The 17239-nt window shown below is 34.0% G+C and carries 20 protein-coding genes and 1 tRNA gene; 15 read left to right on the top strand and 6 right to left on the bottom strand.

Translation table 11 applies throughout. The features are described from left to right. Window positions 1-4 precede the first annotated feature (4 nt). The 15 genes from RB619_RS00185 (at window position 5) to RB619_RS00115 (ending at window position 13844) form a co-directional block, all read left to right on the top strand. The gene (locus tag RB619_RS00185; RefSeq protein ID WP_308092541.1) at window positions 5-346 is read left to right on the top strand and encodes a hypothetical protein; all 342 of its coding nucleotides are present in this window, start codon (window positions 5-7) and stop codon (window positions 344-346) included. A 182-nt stretch (window positions 347-528) separates the two neighbouring features. Next, complete coding sequence (locus tag RB619_RS00180; RefSeq protein WP_308092539.1) at window positions 529-975, top strand: GNAT family N-acetyltransferase; 447 nt, start codon at window positions 529-531, stop codon at window positions 973-975. A gap of 2 nt (window positions 976-977) precedes the next feature. Continuing rightward, the gene (locus RB619_RS00175; protein WP_308092536.1) at window positions 978-2591 is read left to right on the top strand and encodes a glycoside hydrolase family 3 N-terminal domain-containing protein; all 1614 of its coding nucleotides are present in this window, start codon (window positions 978-980) and stop codon (window positions 2589-2591) included. Window positions 2592-2716: 125 nt separating this feature from the next. Continuing rightward, on the top strand, window positions 2717-3355 hold the full coding sequence (locus tag RB619_RS00170; protein ID WP_308092534.1) for a peroxiredoxin: 639 nt from the start codon (window positions 2717-2719) through the stop codon (window positions 3353-3355). Between the two features lie 227 nt (window positions 3356-3582). Next, window positions 3583-3891, top strand: coding sequence for a co-chaperone YbbN (locus tag RB619_RS00165; protein WP_007805605.1), 309 nt, complete (start codon window positions 3583-3585; stop codon window positions 3889-3891). 110 nt (window positions 3892-4001) lie between these two features. Next, window positions 4002-4259 (top strand): hypothetical protein, encoded by a 258-nt coding sequence (locus RB619_RS00160; RefSeq protein ID WP_008462029.1) that lies wholly within the window; start codon window positions 4002-4004, stop codon window positions 4257-4259. An 810-nt stretch (window positions 4260-5069) separates the two neighbouring features. After that, window positions 5070-5567: a thiol peroxidase gene (tpx, locus tag RB619_RS00155; protein ID WP_308092508.1), complete on the top strand. Its 498-nt coding sequence runs from the start codon at window positions 5070-5072 to the stop codon at window positions 5565-5567. A gap of 13 nt (window positions 5568-5580) precedes the next feature. Next, entirely contained in the window at window positions 5581-5955 is a 375-nt protein-coding gene (locus RB619_RS00150; RefSeq protein ID WP_115886268.1) for a diacylglycerol kinase, read from the top strand. Between the two features lie 13 nt (window positions 5956-5968). Further along, on the top strand, window positions 5969-8431 hold the full coding sequence (locus RB619_RS00145) for a DNA translocase FtsK (protein WP_308092496.1): 2463 nt from the start codon (window positions 5969-5971) through the stop codon (window positions 8429-8431). 7 nt (window positions 8432-8438) lie between these two features. Further along, window positions 8439-9131, top strand: coding sequence for an outer membrane lipoprotein carrier protein LolA (locus RB619_RS00140; protein ID WP_308092488.1), 693 nt, complete (start codon window positions 8439-8441; stop codon window positions 9129-9131). 7 nt (window positions 9132-9138) lie between these two features. Next, window positions 9139-10590 carry an LptF/LptG family permease gene (locus tag RB619_RS00135; RefSeq protein ID WP_308092483.1) on the top strand — a complete coding sequence of 484 codons (1452 nt, stop codon included), beginning with the start codon at window positions 9139-9141 and terminating at the stop codon, window positions 10588-10590. A 4-nt stretch (window positions 10591-10594) separates the two neighbouring features. Continuing rightward, complete coding sequence (ribB, locus tag RB619_RS00130) at window positions 10595-11725, top strand: 3,4-dihydroxy-2-butanone-4-phosphate synthase (protein ID WP_374119638.1); 1131 nt, start codon at window positions 10595-10597, stop codon at window positions 11723-11725. 1 nt (window position 11726) lies between these two features. Beyond that, a complete protein-coding gene (locus tag RB619_RS00125; RefSeq protein WP_308092474.1) occupies window positions 11727-12125 on the top strand; it encodes an acyl-CoA thioesterase in 399 nt (132 codons plus the stop codon). Between the two features lie 151 nt (window positions 12126-12276). After that, window positions 12277-12364, top strand: a tRNA-Ser gene (locus tag RB619_RS00120). 259 nt (window positions 12365-12623) lie between these two features. Then, window positions 12624-13844, top strand: coding sequence for a phage integrase SAM-like domain-containing protein (locus tag RB619_RS00115; RefSeq protein ID WP_308092467.1), 1221 nt, complete (start codon window positions 12624-12626; stop codon window positions 13842-13844). A gap of 129 nt (window positions 13845-13973) precedes the next feature. Here the strand turns inward: RB619_RS00115 and RB619_RS00110 are convergent, their stop codons facing one another. The 6 genes from RB619_RS00110 to RB619_RS00085 are packed head-to-tail and all read right to left on the bottom strand — an operon-like array spanning window position 13974 to window position 17174. Further along, complete coding sequence (locus tag RB619_RS00110; RefSeq protein WP_308092458.1) at window positions 13974-14264, bottom strand: helix-turn-helix domain-containing protein; 291 nt, start codon at window positions 14262-14264, stop codon at window positions 13974-13976. Window positions 14265-14304: 40 nt separating this feature from the next. Beyond that, on the bottom strand, window positions 14305-14742 hold the full coding sequence (locus tag RB619_RS00105) for a hypothetical protein (RefSeq protein ID WP_308092450.1): 438 nt from the start codon (window positions 14740-14742) through the stop codon (window positions 14305-14307). Window positions 14743-14757: 15 nt separating this feature from the next. After that, complete coding sequence (locus RB619_RS00100; protein WP_308092442.1) at window positions 14758-15042, bottom strand: hypothetical protein; 285 nt, start codon at window positions 15040-15042, stop codon at window positions 14758-14760. Between the two features lie 6 nt (window positions 15043-15048). Next, window positions 15049-16110, bottom strand: coding sequence for a hypothetical protein (locus tag RB619_RS00095; RefSeq protein WP_308092440.1), 1062 nt, complete (start codon window positions 16108-16110; stop codon window positions 15049-15051). Window positions 16111-16139: 29 nt separating this feature from the next. Beyond that, window positions 16140-16943: a hypothetical protein gene (locus RB619_RS00090; protein ID WP_308092437.1), complete on the bottom strand. Its 804-nt coding sequence runs from the start codon at window positions 16941-16943 to the stop codon at window positions 16140-16142. 30 nt (window positions 16944-16973) lie between these two features. Next, window positions 16974-17174, bottom strand: coding sequence for a DUF4138 domain-containing protein (locus tag RB619_RS00085; protein WP_308092432.1), 201 nt, complete (start codon window positions 17172-17174; stop codon window positions 16974-16976). Between the last annotated feature and the right edge of the window lie 65 nt (window positions 17175-17239).

Here is a 17239-nt window from a genome sequence, read left to right as displayed (position 1 = left end):
ACCTATGGAAATCAATGAAAATTTGCAGGCCGAACGCAACTTGAAAGGAGCTGAGTTCGAAAAAAATGGAAATCTTGAAAAAGCAATTGAATTGTATGAGGAAAATGTCGCGGAAAGCTTTAAAGGAAATCATCCTTATGATCGTTTAGCTACGATCTACAAAAATCAACTTGATCTTGAAAACGAAATCAGGGTTTTAGAAAAAGCCATTTTGGTTTATGAAGAAATCACACTCGTAGATCGATTAGAAGGATTGCCAAAACTTTTCCGTTTTAAAAACCGATTGGAAAAGGCAATTGAAACAAAAAAACAATTGGCTAAACAAAAGAAAGCAAAACTGAAATAATACATTTTTTTTAACACATAGAAACATAGATTTTTTTTGTGTGAAAAGAACAAAAAAGAGAAACTCATTTCTCAACACATAGCTATGTGTATTTAAAAAAGTGAAACGCATTTCCCAAGAACTAAATACTATGTTTCTATGTGTTGAAAAATTAAACGATACTAATCTAAGTATTCTAAATCATGAGCATAAAACGAACCAATTCAGACGATATTGATTTTATAAATCTCGTTGCTTTGTTAGATAAAGATTTAGCAATTAGAGATGGAGATGATCATGCTTTTTACAATCAGTTTAATAAAACCGATAAAATAAAACATGCCGTTGTTTATTACGAAAATAACATTCCAGTTGGCTGTGGCGCTTTTCGCGAAAAAGAAAGCGACAAAACTGAAATCAAACGAATGTATGTTCATCCAGATTTTCGTAATAAAGGAATTGCATCAAAAGTTTTAGCCGAATTAGAAATCTGGGCAAAAGAAGTAGGTTATACTTATACTATTTTGGAAACTGGCAAAAATCAGCCGGAAGCCATCAACTTATATCAAAAATTAAATTATACCATCATTCCAAATTATCCGCCTTATGAAGAAATGGATAATAGCGTCTGCATGAAAAAGACTTTATAATAATGAAAATTACTGCCGAAGCATTACGACAAAAAGTGGGACAATTCTTTTTTCCTGCTGTTTTTATAAATGATACCGAAGAAAATATTCAGGAAACCGAACGTTTGATAAAAGAACACAACATTGGCGGACTGACCTTTTTTCACAGCCGTGCGAGCGCTGCAACCAATTATGAAAGCAAGAAAAAAGTTGTTTTTAATGATGACAGCTACGAAAAAATTAAAGCATTAGTTGCTCGTTACCAAAAAGCCGCTTCTACCCCACTTTTAATCAGTATTGATGCAGAATGGGGATTGGCAATGCGTATCGAAAAAACACCTCAATATCCATATGCGATTACACTTGGCGCTTTGCCTGAAAACAAAGCTAGTTTGATTTACGAAGTTGGAAAACAAATTGGATTGGATTTAAAAGCAGCCGGAATTCAGTATAATTTATCGCCTTTGGCAGACATCAACAATAATCCAAATAATCCCGTGATTGGCTATCGTTCTTTTGGCGAAAACAAAGAAAAAGTTTCCGCTTTTTCAGTTGAATATTTAAAAGGAATGTCGGAAGTTGGCGTTTTAGGTTGTCTGAAACATTTTCCTGGACACGGAAATACGAATGTCGATTCGCATTTAGGATTGCCAGTTTTAAAGGAAACTTTAGAAGAATTATTAGAAAACGAATTATATCCGTTCATTAAAGGAATTGAAAATAATGTCGATTCGATTATGATTGGACATTTGGCTGTTCCAAGTTTAAATGACGGAAAAGATACATCGGCAACTTTATCAAAAGCAGTTATTCAGGATTTATTGCGTGACAAATTAGGTTATGATGGTTTGGTGATTTCTGATGCTTTAAATATGCATAGCGTTTCTAAATTATACGAAACCAAAGGTCATTTAGAATGGGAAGCTTTCAATGCCGGAAATGATGTTTTATGTTTCGCCGAAAATGTTCCAGAAGGAATTGAAGAAATTCTGAAAAATGCATCGCCAGAACGCATCGAAGAAAGCTTTAACCGAATCATGAAAGCGAAAGAAAAAGCTGGAATTCTTTCCGGAAATACCGCTGCTTCGGGCGAATTAGATTTCAAAAAAGCATCAGAATTAAATCTGCAAATTGCTCAAAATGCTATTACTACAATCATTGACAATTCAAATTCAGAATTAGCTTTTGAAGCGCAAAAAAACAACAAACTTGCCAAACTGAGTTTATATAAAAATACCGAAAACACTTTCTTTAAAACTTTAAATTCAAAACTAACTTCTCCAGAATTTGCTTTTGAAAATCTAGAAATTTCGGATATTTCATCCATCAAAAAAGAATTAGAAAATTTCGAAACCATTATCATTTCATTGTTTGTTCCAAAGGCAAAACCAATGAATAATTTCGAAATTGATGATGAAGTTTTAGAACTGCTTTCAAGTTTACTTCAAACGAAAAAATGTATCGTGTACGTTTTCGGAAATCCATACGTTTTGCCAATTATTCCGGATCTTAAAAAGGCTTCAGGATTAATTCAGGCTTATCAGAATTTTGAGGAATTTCAAAAAACTGCGGGAATTCAATTTTTAGAAAAAATTTCTTCAAACGGAATTCTTCCAGTAAATATTGATATCCAATAAGTTAAAGCATAAAATAGTCAAAATTTATCAACTTATAAATTTTTATAATCACATCTTATTGTAAGTGCCTGTACTTATACCCTACTTTTGCACCAGAAATAAATTTTTAACGTAAAACGAAAAATATGTCTTTAGTAGGAAAAAAATTCCCAAGTATTGCAGTAGATGCTATCTCAGAAATGGGTGATAATTTAAAAATCAACATTTTTGAAGAAGCAGTAAACAACAACAAAAAAGTATTATTGTTCTGGTACCCAAAAGATTTTACTTTTGTTTGCCCAACTGAATTACACGCCTTTCAAGCTGCATTACCAGAATTCGAAAAAAGAAATACTATCGTAATTGGTGCTTCTTGCGATACTAACGAAGTTCACTTTGCTTGGTTAAACACACCAAAAAACAATGGTGGAATTGAAGGTGTAACTTACCCAATCTTAGCGGATACAAACCGTAACTTATCTAACATTTTAGGAATTTTAGATATCGATTCTACAGAATACAGCGAAGAAACGGATTCAGTTATCATCGAAGGTTCAAATGTAACTTTCAGAGCTACTTACCTAATTGACGAAAGTGGAAAAATCTTCCACGAAAGTGTAAACGATATGCCATTAGGACGTAACGTAAACGAATACTTAAGAATGGTTGACGCTTACACACACATCCAAACTAAAGGTGAAGTTTGTCCTGCAAACTGGGAAGCTGGTAAAGAAGCAATGTCTGCTGACAGATTAAGTACTGCTGAATACTTAAGCGCTAACTAATTTTTTATAAAGGTACAAAGGTTCAGAGTTACAAAGTGACAAAGGTATTTTGTTGCTATCTACAAAGTTTTAAAACTTTATACTCTTGAACCTTTGCTACTTCAATATTTCTTAAAAACATACGGTAAAGTTTGAACAACAAATCTTTTTAGTTGTGACATTTTATGAAGTTCCAAAAACTTTGTCCCTTTGTCTCTTTGCCACTTTGAACCTTAAAAAACAAACAAATGTTAATCGACTTAAACGAAGATACGTTAGCAGATTTAGTTGCTAAAAACGAAAAAGTAGTAGTACAATATTCAGCTTCATGGTGTGGAAATTGCCGTATTATGAAACCAAAATTCAAAAAATTAGCAACAGAAAATGAAGCTATCACTTTTGTTTTGGTTGATGCAGAAAATTCTCCAGAATCAAGAAAATTAGCTAATGTGAGCAATTTGCCAACATTCGCAACTTTCGTAAACGGACAATTAGTTGGCGAAACGCAAACTAACAAACAAGAAGTTTTAATCGATCTTGTAAACGCTATTGCTTAAATTTAGATCGTTAGACTGGCTTAGATTTTTAGACTTCTTAGATGCTGTCTACAAACTTTGAAAAGGTCTAAGAAGTCTAAGAATGTCTAAAAATCTAAGAAGTCTAAATTATGAAATTACCAGTAATAAAGCATTTAACACAATTCATCGAAGAAAACGATCAGGATTATATCATCGAAACGATCGAAGTTCTAGAAGCTATGACTGAAATTCCTTCTCTTAAAGATGAAGAATTAGACGTTATCGGCGAATTGATTTCGAACATGTACGGCGCACTTGAAGTACAAAAACTTGTAGCGCAAGGAACAGATAAAAAAGAAGCTTTAAATACGTTCATGAAACGTGTTTTAGGTTCAATCGATAAATAAATCGGCCTCTTTTTCAAATAAAAAACAAAAAACAAGACTGAGAAAGCGTTTCTATTTTATAGGCGCTTTTTTTTAGTTTACAGTATTCAGTCGCAGTTTTCAGGCCATCTTTGTCAGGCTGAGCGTCCCGAGGCTTCGGGAGAAGCCCACGCAAAGCAAATCGACAAAGATTATCAATTTAGATTGTGGAGCTACTTGCGCGGGCTTCTCCCGAAGCCTCGGGACGCTCAGCCTGACAAGCGTGAAGCAAATCTAAAATCTAAATTAATTTGGGCGAGACAACATCCCGATAAAAGGGCTAACTCACTTTGCGTATATCCGCCCTTTTATCGGGATGCTGTCGGGCTATCCGCGCTACTTCGGTAGCTTGCTTCTATCCCTCTCGCGGGCAAACGGTTTCAATAAATGTTTTTTTTTATTCTAGCCTATCTACAAAATAAAAAAAAATAATTGCCTCCAGCTTTAGCTGGAGGTATACAAATAATTATCGAAGAAGGCTTTAGCCAAACGCGTAAGTTCGGCTAAAGCCCTTATATTCATCTACCAAACCTCCAGCTAAAGCTGGAGGCAATTAAAATATACATCACAGAGCAACCTACAAAGGTCCCTCCCGAGAATTCAACTTTGCTCAGCATGACAAACATGAAGCAAATCTAAAATCTACATTCTAAAATCTAAAATTATGAGATAAATTCGTGAATTCGTGGCCATCCAAAAACCAACCTTAATCTCTCCTTAAACCCATAACAAATACTTTTAGATTCAAATATTAATCCTTACTTTTGAACCTCATTAATTTAAACAAAAATCATGGCTTCAATAACTTTAGGAGGAAATCCAGTTCATACATCAGGCGAATTACCAGCAGTTGGTTCAAAACTTGCTGACTTCAAATTAGTACAAAACGATTTATCAGTTGCTTCATTAAGTACTTTCGCTGGCAAAAAATTAGTTTTAAACATTTTCCCAAGTGTTGACACAGGAACTTGCGCAACATCTGTTAGAAAATTCAACGCAAGTGCAAGCGGATTAGAGAATACTACTGTTTTATGTATTTCTAGAGATTTACCTTTCGCTCAAAAACGTTTTTGTGGTGCTGAAGGTTTAGAAAATGTAGTTAATTTATCTGATTTTCAAGAAGGAAGTTTTGGTAAAGCAAACGGTTTAGAAATTGTTGACGGACCTTTAGCTGGTTTACACTCAAGAGCAATTATTGTTGTTGACGCTGACGGAACAATCACTCATACAGAACAAGTTGCAGAAATTGCAAACGAACCAAATTACGAAGCGGCTTTAGCAGTACTATAATATTTTCCTTTAAATGGAGTTTCAAAAAGATAATACATTTGTTACAGGCCGGTTAAAAAGCATGACGTATGCTTTTAACGGGGCTGTAAAATTAATTAAAACAGAACACAGCATTATGGTTCAATTCTCTTTGGGAATTATCATGACTATTGCTGGGTTTTATTTTCATATTTCACAAACCGAATGGCTTTGCCAAACATTGGCAATTGGCTTAGTTTTAAGTGTTGAAGGATTGAACACAGCAGTTGAAAAAATTGCTGATTTTATTCATCCTGATTACAGCAGACGAATCGGGTTTATTAAAGATATTGCTGCCGGAGCGGTATTTTTTGCCGCAATGACTGCAATAGCAATTGGCTTAATTATTTATATCCCAAAATTTATATAGGCGGAACGCAAGAATGGCAAAAACAAAAAAAGAAACTGCAGACAAAAAAACAGAATCAAAAGTCGAGAGCATCAGGTCTTGGAAGTTAACCAAACAACAAAAGTTTGTTTTGGGCTGTCTTCTGATACTTTTTTCAATCGCATTATTGGTTGCCTTTATCTCGTTTTATGTGAACGGACAATGGCAGACAGACCAGAGCGCGATCAACAGTCTTGGAGACCGAGACGAAATAGTACAAAACTGGCTCGGAAAATTCGGTGCCTATCTTGCTGATCTTATTGTTTACAGAGGCTTCGGGATTGCTTCTTTTATTTTTGTCCGTTTATTTTTCCTTACCGGATTGTTTTTGGCGTTGGAACTTTCGACCAAAAAACTAAAAAATACTTGGTTTTGGGATTTATTTGCTATGATTGTGGTTTCTGTTCTGTTTGGTTTTTTCGCGACATCAGCGCCAGAATTAGGAGGAACAATTGGCTATGAATTGAACCTTTTTCTTCAGGATTACATCGGAAAAACAGGAACTTTATTGACCTTGCTTTTCGGATTAATTGTTTATTTGATTTTCAAAATAAAAGTATCGCCTGAAAAAATTCAGTCTTATTTTGATTCAACTAAAAAAGAATTCAACTCAGAATTAGAATCAATTAAACCTGTTCAACAACCACAACAGCCAGAAAGTGCTTATAATTTAGAAGAATTTGCAATTGAGGAAGAAGAAGATCCTGAATTGGATAATATCCACTTAAAAACAGTTGATTCTCAATTCGAAATTAACAAAGAAGCTTTAAAACCAACTATTTCAAATTCATCAGAAATTGATTTAAATCCGGTTTTAAAACCAGTCCAAATGAACATCAACCCTGCCACTGTTGCAACTCCAGTTCATACTGAAGAATTTGTGATTGAAAAAGCAGAAGAAGAAGATATTATTGAAGAAAATCTGGCTTCTCGCCTAGTTGCCGATTTTGGTTTATTTGACCCAACTTTAGATCTTTCAAACTATAAATTCCCAACCATCGATTTATTAAAAGAATATTCGACTGGTGGAATCACGATTAATCAAGAAGAATTAGAAGAAAATAAAAACAAGATTGTAGATACATTGCGTAACTACAAAATTGAAATTGCGCAAATTAAAGCAACCGTTGGACCATCGGTAACTTTATATGAAATTGTACCAGAAGCCGGAATCAGAATTTCTAAAATTAAAAGTTTAGAAGATGATATTGCGCTTTCGTTATCCGCTTTAGGAATTCGTATTATTGCGCCAATTCCAGGAAAAGGAACAATTGGTATTGAGGTTCCGAACAAAAACCCAACGATGGTTTCTATGAAAAGTGTTATTGGAGCTGCAAAGTTCCAAGAAGCTGAAATGGAATTACCAATTGCATTGGGAAAAACAATTTCAAACGAAACTTTTGTTGTCGATTTAGCCAAAATGCCTCACTTATTGATGGCAGGTGCCACTGGACAAGGAAAATCGGTTGGATTGAATGCAGTTTTGACTTCTCTTTTATACAAAAAACATCCAGCAGAAGTAAAATTTGTTTTGGTTGACCCGAAAAAAGTAGAACTTACGCTTTTTAACAAAATTGAAAGACATTATTTAGCCAAACTTCCTGATACGGAAGACGCTATTATTACAGATAATGCAAAAGTTGTCAATACTTTAAATTCACTTTGTACTGAAATGGACAATCGTTATTCTTTATTAAAAGATGCGATGGTTCGTAACATTAAAGAATACAATGATAAATTCAAAGCAAGAAAATTAAATCCAGAAGCCGGTCATCGATTTTTACCTTACATCGTGTTGGTTGTCGATGAGTTCGCCGATTTGATTATGACCGCCGGAAAAGAAGTTGAAATTCCGATTGCTCGTTTGGCTCAGCTTGCTCGTGCTATTGGTATTCACTTAATTATTGCCACACAAAGACCTTCTGTAAACGTAATTACAGGTTTAATTAAAGCAAATTTCCCTGCCAGAATTGCCTTTAGAGTAACTTCAAAAATTGACTCTAGAACAATTTTGGACACTCAAGGTGCTGATCAATTGATTGGACGAGGAGATTTATTATACACAAACGGAAACGATGTTGTGCGTGTACAGTGCGCATTTATTGACACTCCTGAAGTTGAAAAAATTACAGATTTTATTGGCGGACAAAAAGCGTATGCCACGGCATATTTGCTTCCGGAGTTCATTGGAGAAGAAAGTGGCATCAATCTTGATATAGATATTTCCGAAAGAGACACCTTATTTAGAGAGGCTGCAGAGATTATTGTCAATGCACAGCAAGGTTCTGCTTCATTACTGCAAAGAAAATTAAAATTAGGCTACAACAGAGCCGGACGATTGATTGATCAATTGGAAGCAGCCGGAATTGTTGGTCCTTTTGAAGGTAGTAAAGCTAGAAGCGTGAACATTTTAGACTTAAGTGCTCTTGATCAATTTTTTAATAATGAACAAAATTAACCCCATCATGAAAACGAAAATTCAGGAAATCAGAAACAATTCTATCACTAACATGACTAAAAAGTGTTTTCAAATTGCTGCAATATTGCTTTTGAGCTTCACTTCTATTCAGGCTCAGGATAAAAAAGCCAAAGATTTATTGAACGAAGTAACAACTAAAATAAAAAGTTACGACAATATTGTTATCGATTTTAAGTACTCTTTGAATAATGCCAAAGAAAACATTAATCAAGACAGTAAAGGAAATGTAACGATGAAAGGAAATCAATATGTTTTGAATTTCATGGGCGTTACTAAAATATTCGACGGGCAAAAAACCTATACTATAAACCCGGAAGACGAAGAAGTTACTATTTCTAAAGTAAATGAGAAAGACGACAATGCTATTACGCCTTCAAAAATGCTTACTTTCTTTAATTCTGGATACAAATACAACATGGATATTGTACAGAATGTTAAAGGAAGAAAAATTCAGTACATAAAATTAGTTCCAACAAGTGGAAAAGACCAAAGAAAAGAAATTCTTTTAGGTATTGACGTTCAGACAAAACACATTTACAATTTGATCGAAACTGGAAAAAACGGAACAAAAACAACTTTAACCGTTAATTCTTTTAAAACCAATCAGCCTTTATCAAAAAATCAATTTACCTTTGTAGCGAGCAAATATCCAAAATACTACATCAACAAATTAGATTAATTACGGGTTGAAAATTTTAGACAAATACTTATTAAAAACATTTCTGATTACGTTTACTACGGTATTCGTAATCCTTTTTTTTATATTCATACTTCAAACTGTCTGGCTTTTTATCTCAGAACTTGCTGGTAAAGACTTAGACTTGATTTTGATTGTAAAATTCTTGTTATTCTCAATGCCGAGAATTATTCCGTTAGTTTTACCGCTGTCTGTTTTATTGGCATCGATTATGACTTTCGGAAATTTGGCTGAGAATTATGAATTTGCAGCGATGAAATCTTCAGGAATTTCGCTTCAGAGAGCAATGCGCATTTTGATTGTATTTATCTTTGTTTTAAGTATTGTTGCTTTTTGGTTTGCCAATAATGTCATTCCGTATGCGGAATACAAATTCGTTAACTTTAGAAAAAATATCGCTCAAGCTAAACCTGCAATGGCAATTGCCGAAGGTCAGTTTAACGATGTTGGATTTTATAATATTAAAGTAAATAAAAAATCAGGCGAAAATGGGAATATCTTAACCGGCGTTACTATTCATGAAAAAAACAGCAACATTGGGGAAAACAAAACTGTTATTAAAGCAAAAAATGGCAAGTTAATTAGTAACGAAAAATCCAGTATTTTGAAACTGGTTTTAAATGACGGTTATTACTATCAAGATGTTACGCCAAAAAAATACGAAGACCGTGCTAAACTACCTTTTGTAAAAGCGGCCTTTAAAAAGCAAATTATCAATATTGACTTATCTGAACTGAATAAAGTTGATGAAGACAAAGAAAACGTAAGCAGTACAAACGGAATGCTGAATGTTAATGAACTACGTTACACGCTTGATTCGTTAAACAAAAATTTAGATAATGAAATAATTTCTTTTTCCGAAAATATCAATCAACGTGTGGGAATTAAAAAAATCCCCATGCCAATTAAAACTGATATTAAGAAAAAACCAATGCCTAATGATCTTTTATCATTATACACAAACAAGCAAAAACAAGATATTCTAAAAATGGCGAGCAGCAATGTCAGCAGCAATATCTATTCTGTTGAAGCTACCCAAAAAGATTTAAAAGACAAACAACGTGAAATCAACAAACACCTCACAGCATTATATGAGAAGTTTGTGATTGCTTTTGCCTGCTTTTTAATGTTTTTTATTGGAGCTCCATTGGGCGCAATCATTCGCAAAGGCGGACTAGGATTGCCAATTGTTTTTGCTGTATTGATTTTCATTACTTTTCATTTCATCAATACTTTTGGAAAAAGACTTTCACAGGAAGGTGGCATGACTCCATTTATGGGATCATGGATGTCTTCTTTCATATTATCGCCATTGGCCATTTTATTAACCTACCGTGCAACAAATGACAACGGATTAATAAACTTTGATGCCATTATGACGCCAATATCACAATTATTTCAGAAAATTTCCGAGCGATTTTTCCCCGCTCAAAACAAATAATATTATGTCAGCAAAAATACAACTAAATACCATTGAAGAAGCTATAGAAGATATTCGTCAAGGTAAAGTAATCATTGTAGTCGATGATGAAGATCGTGAAAATGAAGGTGATTTTTTAGCAGCAGCCGAAAAAGTAACTCCGGAAATGATCAACTTTATGGCGACACACGGACGCGGATTAATCTGTACACCACTTACAGAAAGCCGATGCAAGGAACTTGATTTACGTGCAATGGTTACGAATAATACAGATCATATGGAAACTGCTTTTACAGTTTCTGTGGATTTAAAAGGTCAAGGAGTAACAACCGGTATTTCTGCCGCAGACAGATCAAAAACAGTCCAATCTTTAGTTGATCCAAATACAAAACCACACGATTTAGCTCGTCCTGGACATATTTTCCCTTTGATTGCAAAACAAGGAGGCGTTTTAAGAAGAACAGGACATACTGAAGCTGCAATTGATTTTGCAAGACTGGCTGGATTCAAACCGGCAGGTGTTATCTGCGAAATTTTAAATGAAGACGGAACAATGTCTCGCTTGCCTCAGCTTATTGAAGTAGCAAAAAAATTCGATTTGAAATTAGTTTCAATTGAAGATTTGGTTGCCTACAGAATGCAACACGACAGTTTAATTGTGAAAAAAGAGGATTTTGATATTGAAACTCGTTTTGGAACTTTTAGATTAAGAGCTTACGAACAGACTACAAACAAACAAATTCATATTGCTTTAACTAAAGGAACTTGGAATTTAGGCGAACCTATTTTGACCCGAATCCATTCTTCACAAGTAAACAATGATTTATTAGGCACCTTAACCAATAATGCCGAGCAACAGCTGGATGATATGTTTAAAGTGATTAATGAAAATGGCAAAGGCGCTATTATTTTCATTAATCAAGATATGACTGCCGTTAATCTTTTAAATAGAATTTCTGAGCTTAAATCGTTGCAATCGCAAGGAACATTAAAAGCTCCGAAAGTAATTATCGACAGCAAAGACTACGGAATTGGAGCTCAAATTCTCCACGACATTGATATTTCTAAAATTAGATTGGTTTCGAATACACAGCAAACAAAACGTGTCGGTATGATTGGCTACGGACTTGAAATTACTGAATACGTAAGTTACTAATATGGGAACAGTAGAAGAAAAAATTATAAAATCAGAAACGCATATTTTCAAAGCTGTTTTCCCGAGTACAACGAATCATTATGACACTTTATTTGGAGGAACTGCACTTCATTTGATGGATGAAGTAGCTTTTATTTGCGCAACAAGATTCAGCCGAAAGAAAGTGGTAACGATATCAACGGGGCAAATTGACTTTAAAAAAGCAATTCCGGCTGGAACTTTAATCGAATTAGTTGCAAAAGTAATTAGCGTTGGAAGGACAAGTTGTAAAATTCATGTTGATATTTTCATGGAACAAATGTATTCAGAGCTTCGCGAAACGGTAGTTTCAGGAACTTTTTCGTTTGTTGCTGTTGATGAGAACAAAAAACCGGTGCCAATTTTAGACGATTTAGAATAAATTCTCAAAAAATCTATTTCCAGGAAATACTGATAATTAGATACTTGAAAATTAACTCGAAAAACTTTAAAAAAAAGTCCAAAAAAAGTTTTTATAATCGGAAAAGCGTACTATATTTGCACTCGCAATCAGATAACGAGAGCGACATACTGGAGAAATGGCAGAGCGGTCGAATGCGGCAGTCTTGAAAACTGTTGACTGTAACAGGTCCGGGGGTTCGAATCCCTCTTTCTCCGCCAGATGAAGTTTCAAAAGAAACTTTAAAAGTCAAAAGCCTTTAAATACTAGTATTTAAAGGCTTTTTTGTTTTTTGTCACTTGTCAAAAAACACATATATTATCAAAGCACGGTGACCCTATGAGTGACCCCTATTTTTTTTCGGAAAAAAAGCGAAAAAAGGGTCACTAAAAAAAGTGAATTCCCCGGGAGTTCCCTAAAAACACTACAAACTTTCGGCGATTTTAAATCAATTTGATTATTAATTTAAAATTGTGAGTTATGTTAAAAGTAATTTTTTATCTCAAAGCAGGTAAATTCAACAAAAGTGGAGAATCTCCAATTTACGCCCGCATTTCATACAAGAAACAATCCATAACTATGGCGGTGGGCAAATCGATCTTAAAAGAAAGATGGCAGTTTACCGACAACTTAAGGAGTGTTCTTAAACTTGAAAAAGAAAAGGTAATTAAAAATACCTTGGATCTTTTTCTTCTAGGCATGGAAAAGAAGTTCAATGAACTTTTTAAAATTGATCAGGATTTTTCTTTGCAATTACTCAAAGATGAATTTAAAGGCGAAACAGTCGTAAAAGAAGATTATGTAAGCATAATCGAAATTATGAATAGGCATAATGAGTTCTTTAAAAGAAAGGTCGATGCCGGAGAACGATCTAAAGCTTCGTTCCAAAAATATGAACGTGCAAAAGATTTACTTATCACATTTATGACAAAGCAGTACGGAATACAAGATATTTCTTTGCTTGAAGTGACCAGTGCCTACGTTTACAATCTTGAATTATTTCTTAAATACGATAGTCGTTTTAAAGGCAAAACAGGCATTCAAAACAATTCTGTAGTCAAATATATGCGGATGTATAAGACAGCTTGTAAATACAGTGTCAGAATGGGTGTAATAGATAAAGATCCATTTAGTGTTTATGATGGGAAACTACATATAACCGATGCTATATTTCTTACGCAGGGAGAATTAGACCGAATTGAAAGTAAGAAATTTTCAATGAAACGTTTGGAACGGGTAAAAGATGTTTTCCTCTTTAGCTGTTACACTGGTTATGCGCCTGTAGATGCGGCTAATATTACCTCAAATAACATATCAACGGATGGTAAAGGCAATCTTTGGATTATAACCAATCGAGCTAAAACAACAATTCGAGCAAACGTTCCTATCCTTCCTCCTACCCAGGCTATAATTAACAAATACAAGAACATGCAAATTGGATTGATCCCACAGATCTCTAATCAAAAAATGAATGCTTATCTTAAAGAAATTGCAGACTTATGTGGTATTGATAAACATCTTACATGGTATGTAGCAAGGCACACATTTGCAACAACGGTAACTTTAGGAAACGGGGTTCGCATAGAGAATGTATCTGCTATGATGGGGCATACTAACATTAAACAGACACAGCATTATGCTAAAGTATTGGATATAAATATCATGGAGGATATGTCAAAATTAAAACAGAAGTATACTTGAACAATTAGCGAACGTAAATACTTGCTGATTTTTTTAATCAAAAAAAGCAAAAGGATTCATAATTGAATCCTTTTGCTTTTTACTGAATTAGTATTTTGTTTCGTTTGTAACTGTAAAAACCAATAATACTTACGGCTCGTTTTCACTAAGTATTTTTTCTATTTTGTTTGATTCATACAAGTAAATATCTCCTAATTTAGTGTAAGGTAGTATACCTGTTTGACGGTATTTTACGATTGTATTATTTGACAGTCCAAATATTTTCTTTAGATCTTCATTTCTGTAATATCTTAAGCTGTCTTTTGTATTATTCCCTTTTATCTTAGAGTCTATTTTTTCTAGTCTTACATATAGAGGATCCAGCAATTGTTTGATTGCTGCTATATAGGAAATTTTTGTTTTATTACCTTCTTTAGACATAATCGTTAATTTTTAGTATTGCCTTTTTAAATGATATAGTTTACCAGCCAATTATTTTATCTCTACGTTTTTTAAGGATGTCAATAATACGCTCCAGAAATTTTATCTGCTTGTCTTTATAGGTAAATCCTTTTGACTCAGAAAACTGCTTGCTTATTGTGTCTATGGTCGTTTGAAGCCCGGAATCTCCTTTATAAGTGAAATTTTCTTCTACAAAAAGCTGAATTTTACTTCTATTGCACTTTTGATCGTGGTCATCAAAGAAGAAAATTTTCTCATCCATAAGAACATAAAAAAGTTGTGCCAGATCACTCTTGTTGAAATAAGTACTGCATTTCTCTTTGGATAAATGATACAGAGGTATACCTCTTCTTTTCAGATTAGATTTATTATCTTCTAAAAAACTTTCTATTGCTTCAATCTTCTCATACAATTTTACAACTGCATCGGGAAGTTCTTCAAAAGTGAACTTTTTCATAGTATAATTTTCTATTTAAGAATTGAAATAAATCGTACTTCTCTGGTTTCTATTTTTTTTCGGCAGATAACTAATGTAGCCGTACTCGTTTAGTTCACGCATGCATTTATGATAGGTTACAGGTCCAGTTATTTTCGCTATTTTCATGATTTCATGTCTATAGACCTCAATGGGATTAACAAAACCCTTTTCCGTCCTAAATTGAAGCAATGCAGCATATATACCTATATGCGTGATACTAATACGGTAATCTTTTTCAATCGCCTCAAAGAAATCAGATAGTGGCTGTAATGTTTTCATTATTTTTCATTTGTTAACTATACGCATACCATTCCGTTTAGAATGGCTCTCCTGCTGACTCTCATTGTTTTTTTGTATTTGTTTTACGGTTTCGATTGTTTTATTGCCCAATGCCGTTGAGAGCGTAATTTTTCTTGAGTGCTCATCATAAATGTTTACCGATTTAAATTGAGGGTTGGCTTCAATATAAAATCGATGTTCATTTCCATTTTTAATTAAAGTTATAGGATATCGATTTCCTTGTTTTAAAGCATCCTTTAATTTATCGGCTTCCCTTTTATTTGATAATTCCTTCAAAGGAAGTTGCTGTACAGCTTTCTCAAGATCATAACCATATCCGGAATGAAATTCTTTGATACGGTGATTGCCACTGGCATCTTTGTCGTTAAGATTCAGTTGTATCCAAGTTTTTTCCTTTTGAACCGCTCTTCCTGCCAACAAATTATAAGCCTTGGTTGTGTCCACAGAATTTTCTTGCTCAACTTTGAAGTACTGATTCCTGTTTTCTTCAGGTTTTAACTCATTATACAGACTAGCTTTATAACCTTGAAATTGATACTGTCCGCTTTGGTCTTTAGAAAAGGATAACTCATGATCGAGTCTCTCCTTTTCGTTGACGTAATAGGAAACCGGAATAGTAAATTGCTCGTGACCTTGTTTGATTTGTTGATCAATCTGGGCTGACAAATCTCTAAAACCAATACGCTGCACCTGTTCATGCAGCGATTGATTGTTCTTTTCTTCTTCTTTTGCATCCTTGCGTACCGCAATTTGGTCTATGAGTGGCGCAACGAGAAGTTTACGAACAAGACGAACTAATAAATTAGGGTAAAGCTGTTTTAGAATCTTGCTCTTTTCCTGCTTGAGCAGCTGTAAAGCAAAACGTTCCTCAATATTTTTAGTACCCTTATACTTTGTTCCAATACGCTCGTAATGATGCAGCTTTTCCTTAAGTAGTGATCTATTATTGGAAAGACTGAAATTAAACAGCTTACTAAAACGCTCTTCCCTGGAGCGCCACTGGTTTAATTCCATTTCTACTCGGTTAACGGGAAGTTGTTCGTTCATAATTCATAATTTATTTACTATATTTTTCACTATATAGAACTCGATTGGCTCTTCCTTTTTTTCTTAGCCTCCTTTGGTACTTCTGGGCCATCGTCATCGGAAGTTTGATTTTGTTTTTTGCTGCCTTGCTTTTCAGAAGCCTGCTGGACTTCGGATTGCTGTTCTTTTTTAGACTGACGGTTATCAATGCGCTGTAAATTGCTGTCATATACATTGATTGTCTTGAATTGTGGACTGGCTTCAATATACTGCTTAATCTCATTTCCTTCTTTTTGGAAAGTAGCAGATTGCAAGTTTCCCTTTTTTAAAGAATTTATCAAGTCTTCTTTATATTTTGGGGTTTCCAGTTCTTTAATTGGATGTTTGGACAGTGCTGCTTCTAAATCATAACCGTAATTTTGATGGTAATGGTTTAGTTTAAAGTTTCCATTAGATTCGGATTGTTTGAAGTCTATTTGAACCCAAGAATTATAAACTTCCCCCTCTTTACTGGTGAGATCTTTATTTACCGATCTGCCTTCCATAAGATTGTAAGCTTCCTTCATTGTTATGTTGCTGCCTTTATTTATGTAAAAGGTTTGTTCCAAGGCTTCTTTAGAATTTTCTTTTTGCAATTCCACTTTATAAGAATTAAAGAAATACAGATCACTTTCTTTCGACTTATTGAAATTCAATGTCGCTGTAGCCGTATCATTACCATATTGTGTATTATGCGTCAAAGTAAAATTAGGCTCTTCCTTCTGCATTTTTTCCTTTAATTGAGATTCCAGTGCTTCGCCAAAACCGGTATACTTAACCTGCTCTTTTAAGTATTCAAAATTTTTCTCGTTCATGATTTCAATTTTTTAAATTATTATATTAGGTTATAGTTTGGGAAGTACAGTTACCTGTACCAGTTTTGTATTCTTGACATGTTCTTCTAAATGTCTGCCTCCATTTTTTTCCATTAGCTGTATGGCTAAATATTTTTTTTCCGGAATAGTAAATTTTGGAATAGCAAATACAAAAATATTTTCTGCTTCAGCGTCAATTTTACCAACATTATTCAGGAGGAGATACTTCAATTAGCCGATCCAAACAATTAGAATCTGCAGTACCTCCATCCAAAATTTCGGGACTTAGTTCCGGT

The organism is Flavobacterium sp. LHD-80 (assembly GCF_030929605.1).
Taxonomy (GTDB): domain Bacteria; phylum Bacteroidota; class Bacteroidia; order Flavobacteriales; family Flavobacteriaceae; genus Flavobacterium.
The sequence above is the reverse complement of the archived record's forward strand: the minus strand, read 5'-3'. Positions and strand labels throughout refer to the sequence as shown.